This is a genomic window from Sphingobium sp. TCM1, from assembly GCF_001650725.1.
Taxonomy (GTDB): domain Bacteria; phylum Pseudomonadota; class Alphaproteobacteria; order Sphingomonadales; family Sphingomonadaceae; genus Sphingobium.
In genome coordinates, this window is sequence record NZ_LXVX01000004.1 from 61,010 (window position 1) to 85,316 (window position 24,307).

24 protein-coding genes are annotated in these 24,307 nt (G+C 63.5%); 10 read left to right on the forward strand and 14 right to left on the reverse strand.

Features of this window, described 5'->3' with window-relative positions; genetic code table 11:
• Positions 1-90: 90 nt before the first annotated feature.
• Together A7Q26_RS04070 and A7Q26_RS04075 are read right to left on the reverse strand one after the other, a co-directional pair.
• Positions 91-1,401: an amidohydrolase family protein gene (locus A7Q26_RS04070; protein ID WP_066856903.1), complete on the reverse strand. Its 1,311-nt coding sequence runs from the start codon at positions 1,399-1,401 to the stop codon at positions 91-93.
• Between the two features lie 228 nt (positions 1,402-1,629).
• A complete protein-coding gene (locus A7Q26_RS04075) occupies positions 1,630-2,001 on the reverse strand; it encodes a Zn-ribbon domain-containing OB-fold protein (protein WP_198162835.1) in 372 nt (123 codons plus the stop codon).
• 128 nt (positions 2,002-2,129) lie between these two features.
• On the opposite strand from A7Q26_RS04075, the gene A7Q26_RS04080 reads away from it, so the two are divergent.
• Entirely contained in the window at positions 2,130-3,302 is a 1,173-nt protein-coding gene (locus A7Q26_RS04080) for a thiolase family protein (RefSeq protein ID WP_198162836.1), read from the forward strand.
• A gap of 45 nt (positions 3,303-3,347) precedes the next feature.
• Here the strand turns inward: A7Q26_RS04080 and A7Q26_RS04085 are convergent, their stop codons facing one another.
• The 9 genes from A7Q26_RS04085 to A7Q26_RS04125 all read right to left on the reverse strand — a co-directional run bounded on the left by A7Q26_RS04085 (position 3,348) and on the right by A7Q26_RS04125 (position 12,997).
• Complete coding sequence (locus tag A7Q26_RS04085; RefSeq protein WP_066856912.1) at positions 3,348-4,850, reverse strand: class I adenylate-forming enzyme family protein; 1,503 nt, start codon at positions 4,848-4,850, stop codon at positions 3,348-3,350.
• Positions 4,851-4,868: 18 nt separating this feature from the next.
• The gene (locus A7Q26_RS04090; RefSeq protein ID WP_066856914.1) at positions 4,869-5,177 is read right to left on the reverse strand and encodes a hypothetical protein; all 309 of its coding nucleotides are present in this window, start codon (positions 5,175-5,177) and stop codon (positions 4,869-4,871) included.
• Positions 5,178-5,201: 24 nt separating this feature from the next.
• The gene (locus A7Q26_RS04095) at positions 5,202-6,431 is read right to left on the reverse strand and encodes a CaiB/BaiF CoA transferase family protein (protein ID WP_157102447.1); all 1,230 of its coding nucleotides are present in this window, start codon (positions 6,429-6,431) and stop codon (positions 5,202-5,204) included.
• Between the two features lie 237 nt (positions 6,432-6,668).
• Entirely contained in the window at positions 6,669-8,039 is a 1,371-nt protein-coding gene (locus A7Q26_RS04100; protein ID WP_198162837.1) for a phosphotransferase, read from the reverse strand.
• Positions 8,036-9,091, reverse strand: coding sequence for a DUF7065 domain-containing protein (locus A7Q26_RS04105; protein ID WP_066856920.1), 1,056 nt, complete (start codon positions 9,089-9,091; stop codon positions 8,036-8,038). The genes A7Q26_RS04100 and A7Q26_RS04105 overlap by 4 nt, the downstream gene beginning before the upstream one ends.
• 1 nt (position 9,092) lies before the next feature.
• Complete coding sequence (locus A7Q26_RS04110; RefSeq protein ID WP_332308758.1) at positions 9,093-9,908, reverse strand: crotonase/enoyl-CoA hydratase family protein; 816 nt, start codon at positions 9,906-9,908, stop codon at positions 9,093-9,095.
• The gene (locus A7Q26_RS04115; protein ID WP_066856925.1) at positions 9,901-10,758 is read right to left on the reverse strand and encodes an SDR family NAD(P)-dependent oxidoreductase; all 858 of its coding nucleotides are present in this window, start codon (positions 10,756-10,758) and stop codon (positions 9,901-9,903) included. The genes A7Q26_RS04110 and A7Q26_RS04115 overlap by 8 nt, the downstream gene beginning before the upstream one ends.
• A gap of 236 nt (positions 10,759-10,994) precedes the next feature.
• Positions 10,995-11,999 carry a CoA transferase gene (locus A7Q26_RS04120; protein ID WP_066856927.1) on the reverse strand — a complete coding sequence of 335 codons (1,005 nt, stop codon included), beginning with the start codon at positions 11,997-11,999 and terminating at the stop codon, positions 10,995-10,997.
• Complete coding sequence (locus A7Q26_RS04125) at positions 11,996-12,997, reverse strand: enoyl-CoA hydratase/isomerase family protein (RefSeq protein WP_198162838.1); 1,002 nt, start codon at positions 12,995-12,997, stop codon at positions 11,996-11,998. Before A7Q26_RS04125 ends, A7Q26_RS04120 begins: the two co-directional genes overlap by 4 nt.
• Positions 12,998-13,007: 10 nt before the next feature.
• On the opposite strand from A7Q26_RS04125, the gene A7Q26_RS04130 reads away from it, so the two are divergent.
• Positions 13,008-13,829: a TetR family transcriptional regulator gene (locus A7Q26_RS04130; protein WP_157102448.1), complete on the forward strand. Its 822-nt coding sequence runs from the start codon at positions 13,008-13,010 to the stop codon at positions 13,827-13,829.
• Positions 13,830-13,846: 17 nt separating this feature from the next.
• Here the strand turns inward: A7Q26_RS04130 and A7Q26_RS04135 are convergent, their stop codons facing one another.
• Together A7Q26_RS04135 and A7Q26_RS04140 are read right to left on the reverse strand one after the other, a co-directional pair.
• Positions 13,847-14,767: an acyl-CoA dehydrogenase family protein gene (locus A7Q26_RS04135; protein WP_066856932.1), complete on the reverse strand. Its 921-nt coding sequence runs from the start codon at positions 14,765-14,767 to the stop codon at positions 13,847-13,849.
• Between the two features lie 3 nt (positions 14,768-14,770).
• Positions 14,771-15,916, reverse strand: coding sequence for an acyl-CoA dehydrogenase family protein (locus A7Q26_RS04140; protein ID WP_198162839.1), 1,146 nt, complete (start codon positions 15,914-15,916; stop codon positions 14,771-14,773).
• A 107-nt stretch (positions 15,917-16,023) separates the two neighbouring features.
• On the opposite strand from A7Q26_RS04140, the gene A7Q26_RS04145 reads away from it, so the two are divergent.
• The 3 genes from A7Q26_RS04145 to A7Q26_RS04155 are packed head-to-tail and all read left to right on the forward strand — an operon-like array spanning position 16,024 to position 18,551.
• Positions 16,024-16,860, forward strand: coding sequence for an SDR family NAD(P)-dependent oxidoreductase (locus tag A7Q26_RS04145; protein WP_198162840.1), 837 nt, complete (start codon positions 16,024-16,026; stop codon positions 16,858-16,860).
• The gene (locus A7Q26_RS04150; protein ID WP_066856935.1) at positions 16,857-17,636 is read left to right on the forward strand and encodes a FadR/GntR family transcriptional regulator; all 780 of its coding nucleotides are present in this window, start codon (positions 16,857-16,859) and stop codon (positions 17,634-17,636) included. The genes A7Q26_RS04145 and A7Q26_RS04150 overlap by 4 nt, the downstream gene beginning before the upstream one ends.
• Before the next feature lie 30 nt (positions 17,637-17,666).
• On the forward strand, positions 17,667-18,551 hold the full coding sequence (locus tag A7Q26_RS04155; protein WP_066856938.1) for a crotonase/enoyl-CoA hydratase family protein: 885 nt from the start codon (positions 17,667-17,669) through the stop codon (positions 18,549-18,551).
• Positions 18,552-18,605: 54 nt separating this feature from the next.
• Here A7Q26_RS04155 and A7Q26_RS04160 read toward each other — a convergent pair whose 3' ends face one another.
• Entirely contained in the window at positions 18,606-19,367 is a 762-nt protein-coding gene (locus A7Q26_RS04160) for an SDR family oxidoreductase (protein ID WP_198162841.1), read from the reverse strand.
• A gap of 398 nt (positions 19,368-19,765) precedes the next feature.
• Between A7Q26_RS04160 and A7Q26_RS04165 the strand changes: the two genes are divergently transcribed.
• Genes A7Q26_RS04165 through A7Q26_RS04185 form a run of 5 tightly spaced genes read left to right on the forward strand, consistent with a single transcriptional unit; the run spans position 19,766 to position 24,044 of the window.
• On the forward strand, positions 19,766-20,011 hold the full coding sequence (locus tag A7Q26_RS04165) for a ferredoxin (RefSeq protein WP_332308759.1): 246 nt from the start codon (positions 19,766-19,768) through the stop codon (positions 20,009-20,011).
• 34 nt (positions 20,012-20,045) lie between these two features.
• Positions 20,046-21,521 carry an aldehyde dehydrogenase family protein gene (locus tag A7Q26_RS04170; protein ID WP_066856946.1) on the forward strand — a complete coding sequence of 492 codons (1,476 nt, stop codon included), beginning with the start codon at positions 20,046-20,048 and terminating at the stop codon, positions 21,519-21,521.
• Between the two features lie 3 nt (positions 21,522-21,524).
• The gene (locus A7Q26_RS04175; protein ID WP_066856949.1) at positions 21,525-21,950 is read left to right on the forward strand and encodes a VOC family protein; all 426 of its coding nucleotides are present in this window, start codon (positions 21,525-21,527) and stop codon (positions 21,948-21,950) included.
• Between the two features lie 24 nt (positions 21,951-21,974).
• The gene (locus A7Q26_RS04180; protein ID WP_228221204.1) at positions 21,975-23,243 is read left to right on the forward strand and encodes a cytochrome P450; all 1,269 of its coding nucleotides are present in this window, start codon (positions 21,975-21,977) and stop codon (positions 23,241-23,243) included.
• Positions 23,244-23,297: 54 nt separating this feature from the next.
• Entirely contained in the window at positions 23,298-24,044 is a 747-nt protein-coding gene (locus A7Q26_RS04185) for an SDR family oxidoreductase (protein ID WP_066856952.1), read from the forward strand.
• Positions 24,045-24,307 lie beyond the last annotated feature (263 nt).

Consider the following 24,307-nt stretch of genomic DNA (forward strand, 5'->3'; position numbering starts at 1 on the left):
GCCCACGCCGCCCCCCCCCAAAAAAAAAATGGGGCGGGGCCATGGCGACGGCTCGCCTTGTCCCCGCGACTTCATCTTTTCGGCCGCTCCTCAGGCCGCAGCGAACATCGCCATGATCTCGCCCGACGTGACCGGACGGCGGGCATCGCCGACGATGTGCATACTGTCCGTCTTCAACCCACCCAGCCCCTGGCGCGGGCTGACATCGACGTCCTTACCCAATTCGCGCAGATGCCCGACGGTGCAGTTCTGGCGGCCGCCCAGCGCCTCAATCGGGTTGAAATTCATCACCCGCATGGCATTTTCGTGCGTGACCTTGTTAATCACCTCGTCGCTAAGACCTTGAACCGACAGCCATAGATGTTCCGGGCAGTTGGGCCACAAAGTGTCGGAATGTGGATAGTCTGCTTCATAGCAAACCATATCCGGGTTCATATATTCCATGCTCTTCAGTCCGAACTGGTCGTCGATGAAGCAGGTGACGATATGGCGTTTGAACACGTCCGACGGGCGTTCGCCATTGGCGAAGTCGGTAAAGGTCCACTCATGATGATGTTCATTGGTGAAGTCGGCCCGTTCCAGGAAATAGGGAATCCAGCCGATGCCCCCTTCCGACAGGGCCATGCGCAAGTCCGGAAAATCCTTCCAGAAGCGGCCGAACAACCAGTCCGCCGCGGAATTGGCGATCGCCATCGGCATGGTCGTGATCCAGGCGTCGATCGGCGTCTCGTCCGAGGCATGTTCCGCGCGGCTGCCAGTGCCGATATGGCAGTTGAGCAGCATCTTGAGGTCGCAGCATTCCTTCCAGAACGGCGTCCAATAGTCGTTATGAATGCTGGGCAGTCCGCCGCGCGCGGGATTGTCCGGGAAGGCGATATTGTGGACGCCATATTTTGACATCCGGCGCATTTCGGCGATGGTAAGGTCCATGTCCCAAAGCGGCAGGATAATCATCGGGATCAGACGATGCTTGCCGATTTCGCACCATTCCAGCACATGCCAGTCGTTCCACGCCCGAATGGCGAGCAAAGCCTCTTCACGGTTCGGGTTGGCGATGAAGGTGCCGCCGGCAAAGCCCGGCATGGTAGGGAAGTTGAGCGACCCCAGCACGCCATTGACGTTCATGTCGTCGACCCGCGCCTTGGGATCGAAGCAGCCGGGGCGCAGTTGCTCGAAGCGCGTCGGCTCCATGCCATATTCGCTGCGCGGACGACCGACGACGGCGTTGAGGCCTATGGTCGGGTAGATCTTCCCATCCCACAGCCATACGTCCTTGCCGTCCTTATCGATAATCTTGGGTGCGCGGGCCTTCTTGTCCGCCGGATAGTGGCGGACGAAGGCTTCCGGGGATTCGACGGCGTGATCGTCAACGCTGACGATGATCATGTCTTCCAGTTGCATCCTCAAAACTCCTCGCGCCATTCTTAAAACTGATGTTTTGTCATTTTTATGCCCGCCCACGTGATTTTGCAAGCGGCGAATTGCGGGTTTCATTGTCATGCTGCATGTGGCGAGCCGCGCAATCGCGCGGTTTTTAGCGAGGCGCTCAACGCCCTGCCGAGAATATTGGCAGCGCGTATCGACGGTGAAGAATTAACCGACTCGGTGCACGCGCTACCGGCTCGCGCGTCAGGCCGGTGCGAACACGGGCACGAACAGGCCGCCCTGCTGCTCGAACCGCACCTGCACCGCCATACCGATCGTGACATCCTGCGGATCGCAGTTCACGATGTTGGTGGCGATCCGCAGATCCTCCTGTTCCTCCAACTGCACGATGGCGATCACGTAGGGCGGCTGGACCGCAGGATTATAAGCCTGATGGTTGACGGTGTAGGTAAAGACCGTCCCGCGACCGCTCACGGGCACGCTTTCCAGCAGCGGGTCATTGTCTGCCACTGGCCAGAAGGGGTGGACGAAACGGCCGGTCTGGCGATTGCGCAGCAGGTGGAGCACACCGTCCTGCCCGCCAGTCCAGAAGCTGCGATAGGTTTGGGGTAACATGTCCAGCATCCTGGGCGCGGGCTCGGCAGCCTGTAACTGACTCATTGTCATTTCTCCCGTGACAAGGGCGCGACCCTAGCTTTAGGAGAGACTTTGTCCAGTGATTCAACGACAGACAGGAGATGATGATGTCGAGCAAGAAAGCCGTGATTTCCGGCATCGGTATTTCCGACATCGGTCGCAAGACGGCGATCAGCGATCTCGACCTCACGCTCCAGTCGAGCCGCTTGGCGATCGCGGACGCGGGACTGACCGCGGCCGATCTGGACGGTGTCGCGACGCTGGGGGACACCCCGCGCGCCACCGCCTGCGCAGCGCTCGGTATCGACCCGCCTTATGCCGGGCAGGGCTATGACCGCGGTGGCCTGCTATCCTATGTCATGGCGGCGGCCGAAGCGGTCGAGGCGGGCCAGGCGCGCCATGTACTGGTCTATCGCACGGTCAAGATGATGGGCGGCAACCTGCTGGAGAATGACAAGACCGGGCTGTTCGGTGCCGGGCCTGCCGTCTCCGCCGCGCAGGTGCAAATGCCCCACGGTATGGCCGATGCACCGCAACTGATCGCCTATCATGCCTATGCCGCTACCAACTGGCTCAGTATGCATTGCCGGCGGCATATGGAATTATATGGCACCACCAAGGAGCAGTTGGGCTGGCTGGCGGTCAATACTCGCCATAATGCAGCGCGCAATCCCCAGGCGGTTTTTCGCGATCCCTTCACGCTCGACGACTACATGAATGCACGCATGATCTCCACGCCGTTCGGCCTGCTCGACTGCGACATTCCGATCGATGGATCGATTGCGGTGGTCGTTTCCCATCCCGATTATGCGGCGGAATGCCCCCAACCGCCGATCCGCATAGAAGCCTTTGGCGGCAGCACGGGCCAGGGCGCCTGGACGATGCGGCCCGATTATCCCAAGATGGCATCGGTCGATGCGGCCGCGGAAATGTGGAGCAAGACGGCGCTTCGCCCATCCGACATCGACATCGCCCAGCTCTATGACGGTTTCACCTTCCTGACCTTCGCCTGGCTGGAAGCGCTGGGTATCTGCAAGGATGGTGAGGCCGGACCGTTCGTGGAGGGCGCGAGCCGGATCGCGCTGGACGGGGAAATGCCGCTCAACACCTATGGCGGCCAGCTTTCGGCAGGGCGTATGCATGGCTATTGGATATTGCACGAAGCCTGCGTGCAGCTGCGCCGGCAGGGCGGCGCACGGCAGGTTTCCAAGCCCATGGACGTGGCCGTGGTCGCCAATGGGGGCGGACCGATCGCCGGGTGCCTGCTCCTGACGGTATGAGGACGGCCGGGCGGGCACCAAGGCCCGCCCCCTCCCAACAACCGCTCAGACCCTGGCTGCCGCCTTCGCCAGCTCAGCTTTGAGCACGCGGCGCAGCAGCTTGCCGGTGTCGTTATAGGGGAGCTCCGCGCGAAAATCCCAGCTTTCCGGCGTCTTGGTGGAACGCAACTGCACCTTCACCCAGTCAGCCAGTTCCTGTATGCTGGGCGCCGGATCATGGGGCACGATGACCGCAGCGACCCGCTCCCCCCACTGGTCGTCGGGTAGGCCCAGCACCGCGACATCAGCGACCCCAGGATGCTGGCGCAGCACGTCCTCAATCTCGCCAGGCGAGATATTCTCGCCGCCGCGCACGATCACATCGTCCAGCCGTCCCTCGACATAGAGATAGCCATCCTCGTCGAGCCAGCCCGCATCATTGGTGGCGAACCAGCCATCGGCGCTCAGCACGCTCTTGTGGGTATATTCGCCCGCGACCTGCTCGCCGCGGACGTGAATCTCGCCAGACTCGCCGGCTGCCACGACCCGTCCCTCGGGACAGCGTATCTCCAGTTCCAGCGCTGGCAGTGGCCGACCGACCGATCCCAGGCGCCGACGCACGGCCGGATCATCCGACCCGATCGCATCGCGATGATCCTGCGGCCCCAGCACCGCGATAGTCGAACTGGTCTCCGTCAGGCCATACGCGTTGACATAATCGACATGGGGCATGTGGGCGAGCGCGCGTTCGATCACCGGTTGCGGCATACGGCCGCCGCCATAGGACAGCGCCCGCAGGTTCGGCAGATGTTCGCCGCGCACATCCAGTATGTCGAGGATGCGGCCGAGCATTGTCGGCACCACCATGGCGTGCGTCACCTTTTCCGCCTGGACACGGTCGACCCAGGCTTCCGGCGTAAAGGCGTCGAGATAGACGAGCCGACGGCCATTGTAGATATTGGTCAGGATCGCCGAAATGCCCGCAATATGGTAGGGTGGCACACTGACCAGCGCGGCCTCCCCATCATCCGCGCCCATGAACTCGACGGTCGAGATGACATAGGAGGTCAGATTGGCGTGGCGCAGCACCGCTGCCTTGGGTTCGCCAGTCGTGCCGCTGGTGAACAGAAGCACAGCGATGTCCTCGTCGGCATAATCCAGGTCGGCCTTGCGCCAGAGAGGATCGACACAGGCGGCGTCGAATGCCGCGCGGGCGATGAAAGTCACGCCCTCCACGCCCCGGACGCGCGGCAGCATATCGGCATCGACCACAGCGATCGACGGCGCGGTGCGGGCCAGCAGCTTGCACAGGTCGGCATCCGAAAGACGGTAGTTGAGCGGAACGAACGGCTTGCCTGCAAGGCCGCTGGCGAACAGGGCGACGGGCAGCGTGGGTCCGTTGAGGCCGACGAACACCAGCCGTTCGCCCGCCTGCGCACTCACCCAGGCGGCGCCGGCGCGTGCGCGCGCCAGCAACTCGCCATAATCCATGGTCGTCCCGGCGCCTGACATGGCGATCCGGTCGGGGAAACTGTCCGCCCCCATTTCGAGCAGAAGATGCGTCTGCATGGCTTTATCGGATCCCGATCAGTCGGACGCAGGAAGCGCCTTGGCTTCCTTGAGTGCGAGCGGCACGCCATTGGCGGAGAGCGACCCTTTGCCGGCCTTGCTGCCCAGCACCTCGATACCGATCGCATCGCTGAAATAGCGCTTGCCGACCGACGTGCCCCCGGCCAGATCGGCGGACAGTTCCAGCCCCTCCGGCACGGGCGCGTCCTTCGCGACCATCGGTGCCCCGCCGCATTCCAGCACCACATCGCACTTGGGAGGGCGCACCACGACGACTTCGGTATCGCATACCGCACTTTTCCAGCGCGATCCCGGCTTCAACTGCATGTCTTTTCCTCCTGGAAAGGGCGATCAGGCGATCGCGCCCTTGTTCTTCAGTTCCTCGATCCTGTCCCAGTCCAGGCCCAGTTCCATCAGCACCAGTTCGGTATGTTCGCTGGGTTCGGGCGCGCGGGTGGTCTGGACGCCCGCCTTGTTGAACTGGACCGGATTGGCGACGAGCCGGATGGGTGCGCCGCCATCGGCGGATTCCACTTCGAAGATCAGGTCGTTGGCCAGCACCTGTTCGTCGGTCGCGACATCGAGCACCGTCTGGTAGGCAGCCCACTGGCCCTTCATCGTCTTCAGGCGCTCCAGCCAATATTTGAATGGATGCTGCTTGAAAGCTTCGCGCACCAGCGCCTGCGCATCGGCTGCATGGGCCATCAGTTCGACATCGGTCGCGAAGCGGGGATCGCTTGCATGTTCGGCGATATGCAGATGCTCGAAGACATCCTGGATGAACGGACCCGGCTTAAGAACGGTCAGATTGATATGTCCGCCATCGGCGGTTTCGAATACACCGACAAAGGGGTTGGTGCCCGCGTCCTCTTGGCCGGGCATGGCCGACCGGAACGGAACCGTGTCCAGCTCCATCGCGACATCGATGCTGCACGCCGTGGCCCAAATGCCGGATGAGAGCAGCGACACATCGACCTCCGTCGCCTCGCCGGTCCGTTCACGATGGAACAGCGCGGCAGCGATCCCGCCCGCCAGGTTCATGCCACCAATCGTGTCGCCATAGGCCGGGCCGGGCTGGAGTAGCGGACCACCCAGTTCGGGCGGACTGACCAGCTTGGCCGAACCACCCCGCGCCCAGAAAGCCGTGGAATCGAAACCACCCTTCTCCCGCTCCGGCCCCTTTTCGCCAAAGGCCGACCCGCGCACATAAATGATATCCGGATTGGCCGCCCGGATATGCTCCAGGTCGATCTGCAGCTTCTGCCGCTGCTGGGGCAGGTAGTTGGTCAGGAACACATCGCAGTTCCTGGCGAGTTCGTAGATCAGCTCCTGTCCTTCGGGCGTGGACACATCGATCCCGACGGAGCGCTTGCCGCGATTGGGATGCTGCATCAGGCTGCTGCGCTGCGGGTTGACTGCGAGACGCGCCAGCATCTGGATGCCGCGCTGGGCGTCTCCGCGCACCGGATGCTCGATCTTGATCACGTCGGCGCCCCAATCGGCCAGCACCGCGCCGGCTGCCGGCACATAAGTGAATTGCGCTACTTCCAGAACACGCACGCCCTCCATGACCCTGGTCATTGCGCGCTTCCAATCAGCCGGTCCGGCATCGTCCATCTCCCTATCGCGCCACGCCTCCGTCCAATGCGGAGATCAATAGCTGACATTGTGTCAGTCTTTTATCGTGCGATGGGACGCATGTAAACCGTCATCCGATATCTGCCCAAACGGGCGCGTGGGGCGCAAAATTCGAGGACATGGTTCAAGGTCGCCCGGCGCGACGCGGCCGGGCGGGTCCAGACAAGCCCTGCCTCTATGCTATTCCAGCGGCGCGAAGTGGGTTGTTGCCAGGCTGCCCATGGCGTCGGCCATCAGGGCATTCTCCCGAACGACGCGGGCATGGACCAGCGAGATCGCAACCGCCCTGTCGATCGTCCCGGCCAGCACCGCGTCGCGCAGCGCCTCACGACCTTCGGTCCGAGTTGCGAAGGATCGCCCCAGCGCCCGCGCCAGTTCGTTGCGCTCGGCCGCGTCATAGCCAGGGCCGTAGCGGGCATGGGCCTGCCACCATTTGACGAGCCGGGCGAGTCCCTTGGCCTTGACCGACGCCTGCTGGTCGGCAATGCGCGGCACGATGATATCGCGCAGATCGTCAAGGGCGATGTTGAACGACCGATCGAGCGCGCCGGGCGCGGCATCGGGCATCTCGACTTCGGGCAGGTCGATGCCGCTCGCTTCCGCCAGCGCTTGCGCCAGCACGCGACGATGGACCATCGAATAGACCATGTTCATGCCAAGGTTTGGCGGCGGCGGCGCGTCCGGATCCTCATGGCGGGCGCGACTGGCGAAACCGGTCTGGAACAAGAGACGCCAGTACCGCACCCGATCGAGATCGACCGTCTCGCCGCCGGCAGCCTCATAGGCGGCGAAGGCTTCGGGCAGCGGCACCAGCGGCTGGAACAGCCCGCGCAGGCACAGCATCGCCATGTCCGCCATCGGATCGCCGAAATGGACCAGCTCCCAGTCGAGCAGCGCCGTCACCCGGTCGCCCTCAAACATGAAATTGCCTGCCCCCCAGTCGCCATGAACGACGACAACGCGGGCGGGTTCGGGTGGCACGTTGTTTTCCAGCCAGTCAAGCGCAAGATGGATCAGCGGGTCGTCGCCATGAGCGCGCACATGCGCGCGGATCGCCTGCGTCCGCGTCAATATCTCGTCACGCACAGTCCGCACGGCGCCCAGCCCCTCCACGCTCGTGGCATCGATGCGATGAAGCGCCGCCAGTTGGCCCATCAGGTCGGCCGCGATGGCAGAGCGCAGCGCGGGATCACGAACGGTATGAAAATTGGCTTCGCCTGCCACCTTTTCCGTCACAAGCGCGCGCAGTTCGGGCACGCTGGTGATGTAAGGGGCCGTTCGGACGCAAGCATGGCGGAGAGGTCCAGACAAGGCCCGCAATATGCCGGCCTCGCGCAGGAAAGCGGCATCGTCGCCCGCTCCCGCCCGATAGACATCGTAATTCATATAGGCGTGACGGACTGTCCCGTCGGGCCATTGCAGGGATAGCTCGGCGCCGGAGCGCGACGCCCCGCCGCCGCCGCGCGGCACCACCTGCGTGATGATGGCGCTGGCGGCCCGCTCCACCGCATCGCCCAGACCTTGGGGGAGAAGCGCCTTGGGATCGCTCACCGCGTCGTCCTCAGCGCATTCAGCATTCGCGCGAAATGGTCGCCCACCCATACGTCCTGATCCTCACCCCAGCCGATCTTGCCGTCCATCTCCCACCGCATCAACTGGTTGAGACCGTAGCCGCCCTCGCTCATCCGGCTGACCGACTGGCCTTCGGCTTCAAGCGTGCGACCGGTGGTATCGGCGAGATCGACCAGCATATGGCTGTTCCAGCCCGCGACGGGATCGCGGAAGTTGAGCATCCGCGATTTCGTCTTGTCGATCTCTCCGAACACGCCGTCCTTGAGCAACCAGCCGACATTCATCGGCGCCCACCCTTTCGCGTCGCCATCCTGCATCCGCACGAAGCCGAGAAAGCCGGTCTGGAAGTCGAGGCTGTGGCCATAAATATAGTCGATCCGTCCCCGCCCGCGCTCGCGCTCGATCTGGCGCCAGAGCGGCCCACCGGGATGCTTCACCCGCTGGCTGTCGTCGGCATGTCTCTTCTGACTGGTCTGATACGGGCCGCCGCGCGGTCCCCAGGTCCGATCCCGCACGCCCACGCCGTCGATCGCGATCTTCTCGCCGCGCAAGGTCATAGTGCCCATGACATGGCCCAGCTGGTCGAAATGCGGCGTCTGCATGAATGGCGGCTCGCCCGGCTGGAAGCGGTGCGGCGGATGGACGCCGCTATGTATGAAATCGAGCGCGAAGCCGCGCTCCTTGTCCTCATAGGCCAGATGATATTTCATCCCGGGCTCCAGCATCTTGAGGCTGTAGCCGCCCTTGGGGAAGCTGATGTCGCGCAGGTCCGGGTCGTCCGGCATCGGCGCTTCCTCGACCTTCTTGTAATAGGCCAGCCGTCCCGGCTCGATCCCCTGATCGTCCCAGACGAAGATGCGCCAGGTCACCGTCTTGCGGTTGGGATAATAGGGCGTGTGGATCCAGCAGCCGATCTTGCGCTCGGGTATATTGAACGACCACCAGTTGGTTTCCGTCTCATAGGGATCGTCCGACAGTTGGTGATAGCAATCATCTTCCGGCATGAAGGCCAGATGCGGGTCGGCGGTCATGTCATTCTCCCTTGAACCGGGGAGCGCGTTTTTCGATCAGAGCGCTTACCCCTTCGCGATAGTCGGCGGTGGCATGACTCATCACCTGCGCCGTTGCCGCATCTTCCAGCGCCGCGTCATAGGTGGCGCTCTGCCCCTGACGCAGCAGCGATTTGGTGAGGCGCAGAGAATGGGGCGGCTGCGCGCAAATCCGCCCGGCCAGCGAAAGTGCCTCGTCCATCAGCCTTTCATGCGGGACTACCCGGCTGACCAGCCCCCATGCCATGGCGGTATCCGCGTCGATCAGGTCGCCGGTGAAGAACAATTCCGCCGCGCGGCTCATTCCGATGGTGCGCGGCAGCAGCCAGGCGCCGCCATCGCCCGGTACAAGGCCCAGCTTGAGGAAGGTGACGCCGAATTTCGCCCGGTCAGACGCGATGCGGATGTCGGCCATGCAGGCAACGTCACAGCCCAGGCCGATGGCGGCACCGTTGACCGCTGCGATAAGCGGCAGGTCAAGGCCATGGATCGCCCGCGCCGCGCGATGGATATTGTTACGGTAATGATCGCGGGTGATGAGGCCGCCACGCGAAAAGGCGCTCTCCGGATCTGCCATCGCCTTGACATCGCCGCCAGCGGAAAAGGCCCGCCCCGCGCCGGTCAGGATCGCGCAGCGAAGTGACAGATCGGCGTTGAGATCCTGGCAGATCGCCTCGATCGCCGCGCCGTCGCCCTTGTGTCCGAGCGGGTTCATCGCGTCGGGACGGTCGAGGGTCAGGATCGCGATTTCGCCGTGCCGCTCGACGATCATCGGCGGCCTTGTCGTGCTGTCAGTCAAAATTCAGTCCTTCCGCCAAGGTCCAGTTGCCCCGTGTGCCTCGGTGCCATCCAGACGCCGCCATCGTCCCGCCATCAACCGGCAGGGTAACGCCGGTGATATAGCTCGCACGATCCGAACAGAGGAAGGCGACCGCGTCGCCACACTCCATGTCCACGCCCTCGCGACCCAGTGGTATGGCGCGGCACATCGCGTCCTCCATTTCGGGGCTGGGCTGGACCCAACTGGTCGGATCGACCGGCCCGGACCGATTGCCGCGATTGCCCGGCGTCACCGTGTGGTCTGGCGCGATGCAGTTTACCCGGATGCCGTCGGCCGACAGCTCCAGCGCCATCGACTTGGTGAAGCTTTCCATCGCGGCCTTGCAAGCGGCATAAACCGCAAAACCGGGGGCGGCGCGTGACCCTTCCATACTGCTGACGCCGACGATCGCGCCGCCCTGCCCGCCGCGCCGCATGATCGGGATGACGGCATGGGTAGCGGCCAACATGCTGGTAAAGTTGATATCGATATGGCGCTGCCAGCTTCGCTGAGACTGGTCGGCGAACATTCGGCGCGAGACACCGCCGGCATTGTTCACCAATATGTCGACCCTGCCGAATTGCGCATCGGCGGCGGCTACCAGCGCTCGCACCTGATCGCCGTCCATCACGTCCATGGGGTATGGCAGAGGCTGCTGCCCCGCCTCGCGGACTCGGATGGCGACTTCCTCGCAGCGTTCAGGAACGATATCGCCGATCGCCACATGTGCGCCCGCCTGCGCCAGGCGGATCGCAATGGCGCGACCCAGACCGCCACCACCGCCAGTGACGATGGCGGTCCTGCCACCCAGGTCGATCGCTAAGGTCATTGATCCTCTCCTGCCGGTGCCGTCCTTTGGCCTCCAGCAACTGACGCCATGTCATTTTGACACGCTGGTGTCAAATGCCCACTCAGTTCGGGATCGCGACGCCTTCCCGGAAAGTTGCCCTGACATGCATTAATCAAAGAGCGATGGGCGCGACCGCCAGCGGGCAGCGATCCGGCCGCCCGCACCCCGTAGATCGACAGGGCGGCCTGCGACATCGACCGACCGCCGCGGCATCTTCATGCCATCATCTGTGCGGCACCGGCCGCGACCTGCGCCATGGCTGCATCCACCAGAACGCCACCGCCCGCTTGCATCGCCTTGATCGTCGCCAATGCCGCGGCCATGCCGGTCAGCGGATCGGCCAGCGCATCGCCCATAAAGTGCGGCCCGCCCTCGACCCAGTCGACCAGTCCCCCGGCTGCGGCGGCATCGTCGCCGAAGGCGACCCTGCCCGCCTCTTTGCCGGTCCAGCCATGGCCGGTTATCGCCACCCAAATAAGCGCCGGGTTTGCGGCGAACAGCCGCGCCGGTGCCAGACCCAGGCTTTCAAAGGCGCGGGGCCGGGCATTGGTGATGAGGACATCGGCGACACTGGCCAATGCAAAAAGCCGGGCGCGTCCGGCCTCTGTGCCAAAGGAGAAGCGCCGTTCCGCTTTCCCACGGCTCAGCCGCGCGAAATGATGCGGCGTCGTGACGCGGGTAGGATCGGCCCGCGCCGGATCCTCGACGCGCATCACCTGTGCGCCCATCTCCGCCAGGATGGCTCCGCACAGGGGCCCGGCCCAGAGACTCGACAGGTCGAGAATGACCGGCGCCGCCTTCGGGCTGTCGCCAGCGCCCATGGTGACAAGAGCGGGCGACAAACTGCCCTTCCCAACTTCGCCGACACGCGCCACGGGCAGACCGAGCAGGAGGCCCGTTTCGATCAAATGCGCGGCGGCTGTCACTGCAGCATGATTGCGGGCCGCCTGCCATGGATCATCGTCGATTTCTGCGCCGATCCAGGCCGGCATCAGTTCCAGGTCGCTGGGCCGCGCGAGATTGAGCGCGACCCACCCGTCCGCTGCCGCCAGTATCCGGCAATGGCCGTTGGGCGATATCGCCCCCGGTTCACCCAGCACTATGTCGCCGCTACGATCCAGCACGGCCTGCGGGTCGAGCGACACGCGCCTGCCAAAAGCTGCCGTCGCAGTCTCGATCCGTTCCGCCAGCAGGACGGCGGCACGCCGGGCCGCATTCATGCCGCCGCCTCCACCAAACCCCATTGCACCGCCTCGGCCAGGGCGACCCGCCGACCGCTGAACAGCATGTAGCTGGCGCGATGTCGCCCTATGGCGCGGGCGAGGGAGACCGTACCGCCCGCGCCGGGGATAAGCCCCATGTCCAGTTCCGGCAGCTGAAAGAAGGTGCCCCGCCGGGCGGTGCGGTGCGGTGCGGCGGCCGCGATTTCAATGCCGGACCCGATGCAGGCGCCATGCAAGTCGATGCGCGCGCGTTCTCCCAATGCGTGGAGACGCGCCGCGCAGGATCGCAGCGTCCGGATCGCGTGGGCCTGCGCCATGTCGTCCGCGCTGCCGAGCTCGGCGAGGTCGCCACCGGTCGAGAAGCAGTCGCCCTCACCGCGCAGCGTCATGCCGGGGCGGCTCGGGTCGTCCAGCACCGCGCACAGCGCCTCGTGCAGCGCATCCCGCATCGACGCGCGCATCGCGTTGCGCGTATCGGGCCGGGCCAGCGTAATCGTGACATGGTCGCCATCGCGCTCGACCCGGACCTGCGGCCGATCGACCTCATCGACAATCGTGCTTGGCCTCACGCGGCCTTGCCGCCACTTGCGAAATTCACCCCCGGCCAGAAGGGTGGAGTAGCCAAGCGATTCCATCGCTATCCCAAGGTCGAAAGGCAGATGATCGCAGGCGCGAAAGACATCCACCGCGATCCCGGCCGCCATCGGCGCATTGGCGACGCGCGCCTCGATCGCCTTCTGCCGATCGTCCATCCGCCTCGCCGCCACGCCGACCCATGGCGATGGCGGCGCCACGACGGTGGTCAGCAGCATGTCGAAAAAAGCCGGGTCAAGCGATGGGCACGCCCCAGCCAGATCGACCCCGACGACGATTGCCCGCGTATCTTGCCGATATCGGCGCGCCATCCCTTCGGCGCTGGCCGCTGCGCAATCGACCCACATGATCGGCCGGTCGCCAAGCGGGCCGAAGGCCTCTGCGGCCAGATGATCAGTCATAGCATCTTCCATGACCACGATCCTACCCATCGCCTTGCGCAGGCGCCACCATGATGGGTGGCACCCACGCTGCGACGGAAATGCCTTGTGCATTTGCAAGAATCCGATGCTTCTGCAAAGACGGACGAATGTCAGGGACAGACTTCGAACCGCCAGTACCGACGCCGCAGGAATGAATATGAAAACCGCGCTCGCGCAACCGAAAGAGAATCAAAGCGGACAACGCATGGGCGCCAAAGGTCTGAAGACCCGCCGCCGCCTGATCGACGCAACCGTAGATCTGCTGAACAGCATTCCGATCCGCGACATCAAGGTCGTGGATATCGCTGCGCGCGCCAAAACCGCATCGGCCACCTTCTATCTTTATTTCGACAGCGTGATCGAAGTGGTTTGCGCCGCAAGCGCGGAACTGGTGCAGAGCACCCCGGAGATCATGGCACTGTTCGACAGCGAATGGACCCAGGACAACAGCATGGAAAAGGCCATCAGCCTCGTCAGGCTGTACATCGCCTTCTGGGACGGACATCGGGCACTGCTGCGCACCCGCAATCTTGCCGCCGAGGAAGGCGACGTGCGATTCGTCCATGTGCGCGAGGATTCTGTCAGGCCCCTGCTTGTTGCGCTCGCCGACCGTATCGTTGCGGCGCAGCAGGCGGGGCGCACGCCCTCTTTCGCTCCTGCCGCCGCAATGTCGGGCACGATCATGATGATGCTGGAGCGACTGGGCGCCTTGATGGATGTCCATCGCGCGCGCAGTGATGTGACCCTGGAAGGCATGATCGCCGCTTGCGCCCAACAGATTGCGACCAGCGTCGGCTTTCCGCCGGCCTGAAGAACGCTGGCAGAAAGCTAGGCAGCCCTGTTCCAGAGCGCGTCGTACACCGCGCCGGCGGCCGCATCCGCACCGCCGAGTTCTGCCTGGAGCGCGCGCAGGCGATAGGTGAAGAAATGCAGCTTATGCTCGGCCGTCACGCCCATGCCGCCGTTGAACTGGTGCAGATCGAAGGCGAGCTTGCCGACATGATCCTGCGCATAGGTCGCCGCAATGTCCGCCGCGACCGCCTCGCCCGACCAGGCGGCGTACAGGGCCAGCATCCGCATCGCGCAGGCGATCTGGTGACATTGGGCGAGCCGGTGCTGCACCGCCTGGAACGATCCGACCGGCCGGCAAAACACCATACGGTCCTTCACATGCTGAACGGTCAGGGTTATCGCAGCCTTCGCCGCGCCAGCACATTCGACAGCGATGGCGACGCGATGCCATTGACGCAGCCGGGCGGCATCCCCGACGGGCCGTGCCACGGACATATCCGGTACGGTGACGAAGCGGCCATAGGGATAGGCGAAGATGGACTCGACCGGCTCCACGACCATCCCTGAAAGATCGAGCAGAACCGCCTGCCCTTTTCGCTCAGCCAGGCCATGGCGCGCCACCGGCAGCAGCCGCTGCGCCTTGCCAAGGTCGCCTGACAGCAACGCTATCGGATCGTCGAGCGTCCCGCCCAGCAATGCAGGTGCCACCAGCGCGGACGCGCCGGCGCTTGTCACGACCGGCAGCTGCGATATTTCCAGCACCACCAGCGCCGCCTCCAGCATTCCCCAATCCACCCCGGCGCGCATAAAACCGTGCACATCGAGCGCATCCTGAAGGTCAGCGGCAAAATGGCTATAGTCGCGCTCATGCCCCATCGGCATGTCGCGCCATTTCGCCCCCAGAGTACGGACCGCATCCACCAGCATCTGCTGGTCGCCGTTCAGTTCCATGTCCATGGTCTACCCCTTCGGCAGGTCAAGCGCGCCGCGCGCTATCAGGTTGAGTTGCAACTCGTAGGTGCCTGCCGCGATGGTCGCAGCGATGTTGCCCCGATGGAATTCGCGCAGGATCGCGTCGCCGCCGGCCAATATGTCGGGCAGATACTCCATCAGGAAATGGGTGAGATCCGTGCAGGCCTCAGACGCGGCGATGCGGCTGATATTGCCGTTGACGCTGGGCGGCGCCTGCCTGGCGCGTTCGTCGACGACGACATAGGTCAACAGGCGGGCTGCCTCGAACTTGGCATGGATACGGCCGACCCTCGCCTTGATGATCGGATCATCGCCGCGCCCCTCCGCTGCCAATCGTGCGATGGCGCGATCGAGCAGCTTTCTGCCTACATGATAGCGCGGAATGCCGACCCGCTCGAAGCTGAGCGCATAAGTGATGATGTCCCAGGCCTTGCCCTCTTCCCCCACCCGGGCGCTGTCGGGCACGAACAGGTCGGTAAAGAACATCTCGTTGAGATGCCCTTCGCTCACGAGCCCCGGAAAAGGCTTCACCTCTATCCCGGCTGAATCCATCGGTACCAGGAAGATGGAAATCGCCTTGCGCTCCGCGCCTGTGCGCGCGAGCAGGAAACAGAAATCGGCCTTCCCCGCATAACTGGTCCAGATTTTCTGGCCGTTGACGACATAGCCGCCCTCCACCTTCTGCGCGCGGGTCTGGAGCGCGGCCAGATCGGTGCCCGCCCCCGGCTCTGAATAGCCCTGGCACCAGATTACCTCACCCCGCGCGATCCGGCCCAGATGCTCGGCCTTCTGCCGGGGCGTGCCATATTTCATGAGCGTCGGCCCAAGCCAGTTGACGTTCATATATTGGGGGCCGCGCGGTTCCCCGCGCCATTTCATCTCTTCGGCCAGTATGAACTGTTCCCATGGATCGGCGCTTCGGCCGCCCCATTGTTCGGGCCAGTGACGCACCAGCAGGTCGCGTTCGGCCAGTTGCGGGCAGAATGTCCGGCTGAAGGCGATCTGGTCGTCCGATCCATAGCCCTGGGGCGCATAATGGCTGTCCCAGTCCGCCGGGAGCAATTCTTCGAGCGCACCCCGCACCCGCTCGCGATACGCCCGCTGGTCGTCGGTCCAGGCGAACTCCATGGCCATCTTCTCCTGCCGTGGCCGATTCATGCCGACCCTGAACCCATCTGATATTGACAGGGTTTCCATGTCAATATCAGATGGGTTCCTTGATAAGTAGTATGGAGAGAGGGATGATGTTCGACCTGACGGGCAAGACCGTGGTGGTGACGGGTGGTGGCCGGGGTATCGGACGCGGGATCGCCCGCGCCATGGCAATGGCGGGTGCCGATATCGTGATCAGCGGCCGCAGCCTGCGTCCGCTGGAGGAGACAGCCACAGAATTACGCGCATTAGGTGTCCATGTCGTTGTCGCGCCCGGCGACATCATGAGCCATCGGGGCATAGCCGACCTGGTCACCGCAGCGCTGGCGCTCAAGGGGCGCGGGCGCATCGACTGCTGGGTCAACAATGCCGGCAGCGCGACGCCCGCCGATGTCGGCCCGCTGATCGACATGGACGAAGGGCAATGGGACCGGGTCGTCGACCTCAACCTCAAATGGACCTTCTTCGCCGCGCAGGCTGCCGCGCGCGCGATGCGGGACATCGGGGGATCGATCGTCAATATCTCCTCGCGCTCCGGCTCTCAGCCTTGCCCAATGACCGGCAATTACGGCGCGGCAAAGGCGGGCGTGGAAAGCCTCACCGCGACCATGGCGGTCGAATGGGGGCATCTCAATATCCGCGTGAATGCCATTGCGCCCGGTGTTGTTCTGACCGAAAGCTCCTCGGCGATGGATAGCGAGAATCGCCGCCGCCGCCAGATCGAGACCGTACCCCTGCTGCGGCTGGGCGTGGTCGACGATGTCGGCCCGCTCGCCGTATATTTCGCCGCCGACGAAAGCAGTTGGACGTCGGGCACGGTGGTACAGGTGACGGGGGGCAGCCGCATTCCGGTGGGGGCATTGACCTATCTCCACAAGCGCAGCCAGGAAGCGTTCGCACGCAGCGCCGACAGGGGCGCGCCATGACTGACCACGCCCCGATCCGCCAACGCGCGTCCGACGCGATCGCCGATCAGTTGCGGCGCGAAATCGCGGCCGGCGCTTTTGCCGACGGCCTGCTTGATCCTACGCCGCAACTGATGCAGCGCTTCGGCGTGTCGCGCCCCACCTTGCGGGAAGCATTCCGCATGTTGGAAAGCGAGCGGCTGATCGAGGTGCGCCACGGCAGCCGCACGGGTGTCCGCGTCCGGCAACCCAGTGGCGAAGGCGCGGTGCGGATGACAGGCCAGACGTTGCAAGCGGCCGGCACGACGATCGAACAGCTTTACGAGGCCCGCCTAGCCTTCGAGCCCTTTGCCGCGCGGCTGGTCGCGCAGCGCTGCGACCGGCGCGATATCGGTCGCCTGCGGGGCGCCCATGCCGATCTCGACGGACTGCTGGAGGCCAGGGCCTGGCCTGCGCTCGGCGCAGCGATGGCCCGTTTCCATCATCTGCTGGTCGAACTAACCGGCAACCAGATGCTCACCCTGACTGCCGATACCATCGCGACCCTGCTCGAACGGCACCAGCGAAACCGCAATGCCGCCCTGCACGAGCCGGCCGATCCAGATGCGTCCTGGCTAGCCTTCCGCGGCCTTGGCGTCCGATCGGTCGCGCGCCTGATCGCGCTGGTAGAGGCAGGCGACGCCGATGCGGCTGAAGTCCATTGGCGCTTGCACGTCGAAGGCGCCAATGACTATTGGCTCAAGGGTGAGGATCGCCATGCCGTCATCGACGTGATCGGCGATCGCGGCGCACGCTGAAATATTGGCGCATAAGGAGAGAAAAGCCCCATGTTCGAAACGATCCGCTATGACGTGGCCGACGGAATCGCCACCATTACGCTCAACCGGCCCGATCGGCTCAACGCCTTCAATCCGACCATGGCGCAGGAACTGATCGCCGCGTTCGACCGCAGCGATGCGGATGATCTGGTGCGTGTGGTCATTGTTACCGGCGAGGGCCGGGGCTTTTGTGCCGGCGCAGATCTGGAGGCGGGAGCCGACACCTTCAACTATGCCGTGCGCGACGGCGGGCCCATCAGCGCGGACGGCAGTATCGACTGGTCCCACGCAGAAGTGCGTGACACCGGCGGCCGGGTAACGCTGCGCATCTTCAACAGCCTCAAGCCCGTCATCGCGGCGATTAATGGTCCCGCGGTGGGCGTGGGCATTACCATGACATTGCCGATGGACATCCGCATCGCGGCCGATGGCGCCAAGATCGGTTTCGTCTTCGCCCGGCGCGGCATCGTGCCGGAAGCGGCGTCGAGCTGGTTCCTCCCCCGGCTCGTCGGCATCAGCAAGGCAATGGAATGGTGCGCGACCGGTCGCGTCATGCTGGCGGACGAGGCACTGGCCGGCGGCTTGTTGCGATCGGTCCATGCGCCCGACGAACTGCTGGACACTGCGCGAGAGATCGCCCGCGAGATCGCCGAGAATACTGCTGCCGTTTCGGTGTCGCTCACGCGCCAGATGCTGTGGCGCGGCCTGGGCATGAGCCACCCGATGGAGGCCCATCGCATCGACAGCCGCGCCGTCTACGCGCGCGGGCGCAGCGCTGATGCGGGCGAAGGCGTCACAAGCTTCCTGGAAAAGCGCGCGCCAATCTATCCTGACAAGGTCAGCCAGGACATGCCGGGCTTCTATCCCTGGTGGGAGGAACCCGCCTGGCGCTGAACGGCAGAAGTGCCAGCGGCGGCGCCTATTTTTTTCCGGCGCCGCCCTGAAAGGTCAGTGCCTGTTAGCCCCCGACCTGCTGAGCGAGTCCGGCGTTGCGGGTTTGGCCGAGCGAGCCTCCACAAGATCAAGATTTACGTCGGGGGGCAGCGAAACCATGGCCACCAGTGTTAGCGCCATAGTCGTCGGCTCAGCAAAGTCGCCGGTGAAACTGGCATGTCCGGTTTCCTGGATCTTGGCGAAGAAGCGCTGGGCCACTTCGCCATCCCAATGCTGGCCTCCGGTACCGCCTGCCACCGACCCCGAGCGCAGCACCGACACGCGGATGCCGTCACTGCGCAATTCGTCGCGCAACCCTTGCGACAGGGCTTCGACCGCCGCCTTCGTCGCGGCATAGACAGTGAGATAGGGAAAGGGCATTCGCACCGATTCCGAACTGATCGTCACGATCTGCCCCTGGGATTTGCGCAGGTGCGGGATCGCCGCCCGGATGCACCAGATCGGTCCCATCAGGTTGACCGCAACATGCTGTTCCACCTGATGGACGGTCGCATCTTCGACCAGGAACGGATGAAAGATGGCGGCATTGTTGACCAGCAGGTCGATGCGGCCGAAACGATCCGCCGCGGCAGCGATTGCCGCATCGACGGCCCCCGCATTGCCGACATCGCAAGCAAATCCCGCTGCCATGCCGCCATGTCGTGCGACCACCGCATCGAGTTCAACCGACGCGCGGGCCAGGCACGCCACGCGCGCACCTGCCGCCACCAGCGCATCGACGAAGTGACTGCCCATCCCCTTGGATGCTCCAGTCACGACTGCAACTCTCCCCTCTAACGTCATGCATCATCTCCTATGTTCAGCCTGCTGGACTGCGCCGCATCCCGAAAACGACAGCCGGCGTGTCTGCAATTTCTGGCGCAATATCGCGCCGATGACCCGACCCCGCCCGGTCCATACGCCTGATGAGCAGGCTGCGCGGCAGCACATTCCGCAAGGCATTTTTCCCAAAATCCGATGGTCGTCCGGCTACTAATCAATATCGACTTGAAACAAATATATTTCATTGTATCATAATTCGCAACATAATGATGAGAAAGTTCCGCCGGCAGGATCGGCGGTACGTCTGCGGGAGAATGTTTGTGGTCAGCGTTCGAGCCGTTCTTCGTGGTGGCGATGTGCATCAACTGGATGCGCAGCCGGGAACGAGCCTGATGGAAGCGCTGCGCGACTCGGGCGTCGATGAGATGCCGGCCCTGTGTGGCGGGTCCCTGAGCAGCGCGACCTGTCACATAGTCGTCGATGATGACTGGATCGACCGTGTCGGTCGGGCAAATGCCGACGAGAACCACCTGCTTGACAGCAGCGACCATTGCACCGTCCCATCTCGCCTGTCGTGCCAGATCAGGCTGGACGACGCGCTCGAAGCCCCGCGCGTGACAATCGCGCCGGAAGACTGATCCCCAAAAATATCGCCCTTCGAGAGGACATCGGATGACAATCCTGAAGAACAAGAATGCGCTTTACATCAACGGCGAATGGGTGACGACCACCCAGACGGAAGCGGTTATCAATCCTGCGACCGAGGGCAATATCGGCGATGCGCCGGTCGGCACGTCTGCCCATGTGGAAGCGGCGATAGCAGCGGCCCATGACGCCTTCCACAAAGGACCGTGGCCCCGCCTTTCGCAGCGGGAACGCCAAGCCAAGATGAGCGAATTTCTCGATGCCATCGACCGACGCGCCCAGGAAATCATCGCCCTGATCGTCGCGGAAGCCGGTTCGACCCAGATGCTCGCGCAATTCCTGCAATATGGCATCCCGATGCAACATGCACGGGCCGCGATCGAATTGTCGGGCCGCCCTGCGATCACGCCCCTGCCGGTTGAGACCACGCCCAATGCGCAAGGCACGACCACACTTGGCGCAGGCGTCATGGTGCGCGATCCTGTTGGCGTCGTGTCCGCGATCACCCCTTATAATTTCCCTTTCTTCCTCAACGTCGGCAAGGTCGTACCTGCCCTTCTGATGGGCAACACGGTCATCCTCAAACCGTCACCCTACACCCCGTTCGAAGCGTTGATCCTGGGCGAGATCGCCGACGAGGTCGGCCTGCCCAGGGGCGTTTTCAACATCGTCACCGGCGATGTCGCGGCGGGTGAGGCGCTGACGACCGACAAGCGGATCGATCTGGTCAGTTTCACTGGGTCGGACAGGGTAGGGTCGCTGATCCAAGCGCAGGCGGCGCCGACGTTGAAACGGCTGGTGATGGAACTGGGAGGGAAGTCCGCACTGATCGTCCGCCCCGATGCCGATCTTCAGGGCGCGGCGATGAACGGCTTGATGGGCTTTACCGTCCATTGCGGCCAGGGCTGCGCATTGCTGACCCGCCATCTGGTCCATAATTCGGTCAAGGCGCAATATATCGAGACATTGAAGGCGATGGTCGCCCATGTGAAAGTCGGCGATCCGGCTGATCCGACCAGCACCATGGGTCCGCTGATCCGTGAAGTCGCGCGGACGCGCACCCAGAATTATGTCGACATCGCGCTGTCTCAGGGCGCCAGGTTGGTCACGGGGGGCAAACGCCCCGCAGGCTTGGACAAGGGCTTCTTCTACGAACCGACCCTATTCACCGACGTGGAAAACCACCATCGCATCGCGCAGGAAGAGGTGTTCGGCCCGATCGGCGTGGTCATCGGCTACGATACGGACGAGGAAGCGATCACCATCGCCAACGACAGCGATTTCGGCCTGTCGGGTGCGGTCTTTTCCGCCGACGTCGGCAAGGCCTATGAGATCGCGCTGCAACTGCGCACCGGCGGAGTCGCCGTCAATGGCGGCGGTGGCAAGATGTCCAGCTACGCCCCGTTCGGCGGCATCAAGCGGTCGGGTTACGGCCGCGAATATGGCTATGAGGGCATCAACGAATTCACGAACATCAAGACAATCAGCTTCAAGGGAGGATGAGCGATGCAACCGCGCATCAACATGATCATGACCGCCGCAGAAAATGTACCTGCGCTACGTCGATTCTATGAACAGGGACTGGGATGGACCGCCTGGGGACCGGCTTCCGACATGTCGGTGCTCTACAAGGTCGGGACGTCCATTCTGGTCTTCCTGAACGCTGACTATCAGGCGCAGGAAAGCGGCCTGCCCAAGGCCGACGGCGTCAAGTCGATCTGGGCGATCTTCGTCGAATCCAAGGAGGCGGTCGATCGCGTCTTCCAGAAGGCGATCGATGCCGGCGCTACCGTCGCCAGTCCGGTGCGCGACCGCGATATGGGCCTCTATTCTGGCTATTTCGCCGACCCGGAAGGTAATGGCTGGGAAGTCGTATGGAGCCCGCACATGCCGATCGGTTCCGATGGCGGCCTGACGCTACCGGGACAATGAACACAATTTGAAAGGAACCGCAAAATGGCTGACCTGATGGAAATCATGATGAGCCCGCCGCCGGCCGAGCCAGTGGTGCTGAATGTCCCGGTGCCCGATCATGTGCCCAAGGAACTGGTCCGGGATCTGCGCGCATATCTGGGGCTGGCGCCTAATGATTTCGACGACCCCTATCTGCCGAACGAGAGACTGCGTGCAGCGGATATGCCGCCGGTCATGTGGTCCCCTTTCCCCGCGACCTGGATAACAACCGGGATGTGGGTCGTCACCAGCTACAAGGATTGCGCCAAGGTCTATCAGGACACGGAGCATTTCATCAGCGGCGGATCGTCGGATTTCCAGCGTCTTATCGGCGAAACCTTCCGCAACCTGCCCTTGTCCTATGACGACAAGGCACACATGATGTATCGTCGTTTCCTCAATCCCTTCTTCACGCCGAAGGCCGTGGGCGAGCTTGACGGCTATATCCGCAATCTGTGCGACGAGATGATCGACGGGTTCCTGGCGAACAGCGGCGGCGACTTCGCCTATGATTTCGCCCGCGTCTTCCCGGTGAAGGTATTCCTGACATTGATGGGCTTCCCACACGCCATGCTGGACCAGTTCCTCGCCTGGGAAGACCAGATCCTGCACAGCCGCAACTTCGACATCATGCGCGGTGCACTGACCGAGGTGCTGGCCTATCTGCGCGCGATCATGGCCGATCGTGAGGCAGCGCCACAGGACGACCTTCTGTCCAAAATCCTGCACGGCGAAGTCGATGGCCGCCCTCTCAACGAAGAGGAGAAGATGGGCGCGGTCTTCCTACTGTGGCTCGGAGGTCTGGACACGGTCGCCTCGACGCTGGGCAAGATGTTCCGACGCCTGGCGCTCGACCATGAACTTCAGAAGCGACTGCGTGATCATCCGGAACTCATCACCGGTGCAGTGGAGGAATTTCTTCGGACGCAACCCCTGATCGCGGGAATGCGTCAGCTGCGCAAGGATCTGACGCTGCATGGCATCGAGATGAAGGCGGGCGACTGGGTACAGGCGCTGGTGATGACGGCCAATTTCGATCCGGAGGCTTTCCCCTGCCCCCGTCATTTTGATCCGGAACGCAAGGCCAACCGGCACTTTACCCTGGCGAGCGGTCCGCATATCTGCCTGGGCGCACATCTTGCGCGGCAGGAATTGCGGATCGCGCTGGAGCACTGGCTGCGGCGGGTACCAACCTTCAGCCTGGCGAGCGACGCCGACAGGACAGCCTTCCCTGGATTGCACGCCACGAGGAATATGCACATCCGCTGGTAATAGAGAGCGATCGCTTGACCGTAAGCGGCGAACGAAGACAATGGAGAGAGATTGATGCGTTTTGAAAACAAGGTCGCTGTCATCACCGGCGCGGGACAGGGCATCGGCGAAACCTATGCCAAGCGGATCGCCTCCGAAGGGGCAAAAGTCGTCATCGCCGAACTGAACGAGGAACAGGGCCGGCGGGTCGCCAGCGAGATCGGAGAGGCGGCGATCTTCGTGAAGACCGACGTATCCGATCCCGCATCCTGCCAGGCGCTCGCGGACGCCGCCAAGGCCGCGTTTGGCGGGGTTGACTATCTAATCAACAACGCTGCGATCTTTGCCGGAATGCGTTACGAACCGCTGATGAGCGTCGACATCGACTATTATATGAAATTCATGGCGGTGAACTTGCACGGCGCGCTGTTCGTCACCCGCGCGATCGTGCCGTTGATGGAGGCCCGCGGCGGCGGCGCGATCGTCAACCAGTCCTCCACCGCCGCCTATCTGTCAGGCAGCGTCGGTGCCTATTACGGTATATCCAAGCTCGGCACCAATGGCCTCACGATGAGTCTGGCAGCGGAACTTGGGCCCAAGAATATCCGCGTCAACGGCGTCGCGCCCGGACCAACGATGACCGGTGCGATGCAGCAGGTCGACGAAAAGGTGATCGCAGGCATCGTCGGCCAGATGCCGCTCGGGCGCATTGGCGAAACCGACGAACAGGCCAACGCCGTATTGTTCCTGTTGTCTGACGAAGCGTCCTTCATCACCGGCCAAACGCTCTGTGTCGACGGCGGCATGATCCGCAAGCCCTAGACCACGCGAGGCAGGTCCAGACACGCACGGGCAGCGATCCGACTGACGCCGATAGGACAATGGAAGGGGAATTCGTTTGATTGTGGGACGCCGGTGGACGGCACGTTGATGACGCCCTCACCCGATCAGTTCCCTACGTTCGTTATTTTTCCACATGCAACAGCCCTTCCGGGCAGGCGAGGATCGCAGCATAGAGTGCCAGCCCAAGGTCATGATGTTCGACAGGAAGCCATGCTGCGAGACGCTTGGACCAGGTTTCCAGG

Bases quoted from the DNA above. Each gene is read 5' to 3' on its own strand.
- A7Q26_RS04070 (WP_066856903.1), bottom strand. From the start codon at position 1,401: ATGCAACTGGAAGACATGATCATCGTCAGCGTTGACGATCACGCCGTC.
- A7Q26_RS04075 (WP_198162835.1), bottom strand. From the start codon at position 2,001: ATGTTACCCCAAACCTATCGCAGCTTCTGGACTGGCGGGCAGGACGGT.
- A7Q26_RS04080 (WP_198162836.1), top strand. From the start codon at position 2,130: ATGTCGAGCAAGAAAGCCGTGATTTCCGGCATCGGTATTTCCGACATC.
- A7Q26_RS04085 (WP_066856912.1), bottom strand. From the start codon at position 4,850: ATGCAGACGCATCTTCTGCTCGAAATGGGGGCGGACAGTTTCCCCGAC.
- A7Q26_RS04090 (WP_066856914.1), bottom strand. From the start codon at position 5,177: ATGCAGTTGAAGCCGGGATCGCGCTGGAAAAGTGCGGTATGCGATACC.
- A7Q26_RS04095 (WP_157102447.1), bottom strand. From the start codon at position 6,431: ATGACCAGGGTCATGGAGGGCGTGCGTGTTCTGGAAGTAGCGCAATTC.
- A7Q26_RS04105 (WP_066856920.1), bottom strand. From the start codon at position 9,091: ATGACCGCCGACCCGCATCTGGCCTTCATGCCGGAAGATGATTGCTAT.
- A7Q26_RS04115 (WP_066856925.1), bottom strand. From the start codon at position 10,758: ATGACCTTAGCGATCGACCTGGGTGGCAGGACCGCCATCGTCACTGGC.
- A7Q26_RS04120 (WP_066856927.1), bottom strand. From the start codon at position 11,999: ATGAATGCGGCCCGGCGTGCCGCCGTCCTGCTGGCGGAACGGATCGAG.
- A7Q26_RS04125 (WP_198162838.1), bottom strand. From the start codon at position 12,997: ATGACTGATCATCTGGCCGCAGAGGCCTTCGGCCCGCTTGGCGACCGG.
- A7Q26_RS04130 (WP_157102448.1), top strand. From the start codon at position 13,008: ATGACCACGATCCTACCCATCGCCTTGCGCAGGCGCCACCATGATGGG.
- A7Q26_RS04135 (WP_066856932.1), bottom strand. From the start codon at position 14,767: ATGGACATGGAACTGAACGGCGACCAGCAGATGCTGGTGGATGCGGTC.
- A7Q26_RS04140 (WP_198162839.1), bottom strand. From the start codon at position 15,916: ATGGCCATGGAGTTCGCCTGGACCGACGACCAGCGGGCGTATCGCGAG.
- A7Q26_RS04145 (WP_198162840.1), top strand. From the start codon at position 16,024: ATGATGTTCGACCTGACGGGCAAGACCGTGGTGGTGACGGGTGGTGGC.
- A7Q26_RS04150 (WP_066856935.1), top strand. From the start codon at position 16,857: ATGACTGACCACGCCCCGATCCGCCAACGCGCGTCCGACGCGATCGCC.
- A7Q26_RS04155 (WP_066856938.1), top strand. From the start codon at position 17,667: ATGTTCGAAACGATCCGCTATGACGTGGCCGACGGAATCGCCACCATT.
- A7Q26_RS04165 (WP_332308759.1), top strand. From the start codon at position 19,766: ATGGAAGCGCTGCGCGACTCGGGCGTCGATGAGATGCCGGCCCTGTGT.
- A7Q26_RS04170 (WP_066856946.1), top strand. From the start codon at position 20,046: ATGACAATCCTGAAGAACAAGAATGCGCTTTACATCAACGGCGAATGG.
- A7Q26_RS04175 (WP_066856949.1), top strand. From the start codon at position 21,525: ATGCAACCGCGCATCAACATGATCATGACCGCCGCAGAAAATGTACCT.
- A7Q26_RS04180 (WP_228221204.1), top strand. From the start codon at position 21,975: ATGGCTGACCTGATGGAAATCATGATGAGCCCGCCGCCGGCCGAGCCA.
- A7Q26_RS04185 (WP_066856952.1), top strand. From the start codon at position 23,298: ATGCGTTTTGAAAACAAGGTCGCTGTCATCACCGGCGCGGGACAGGGC.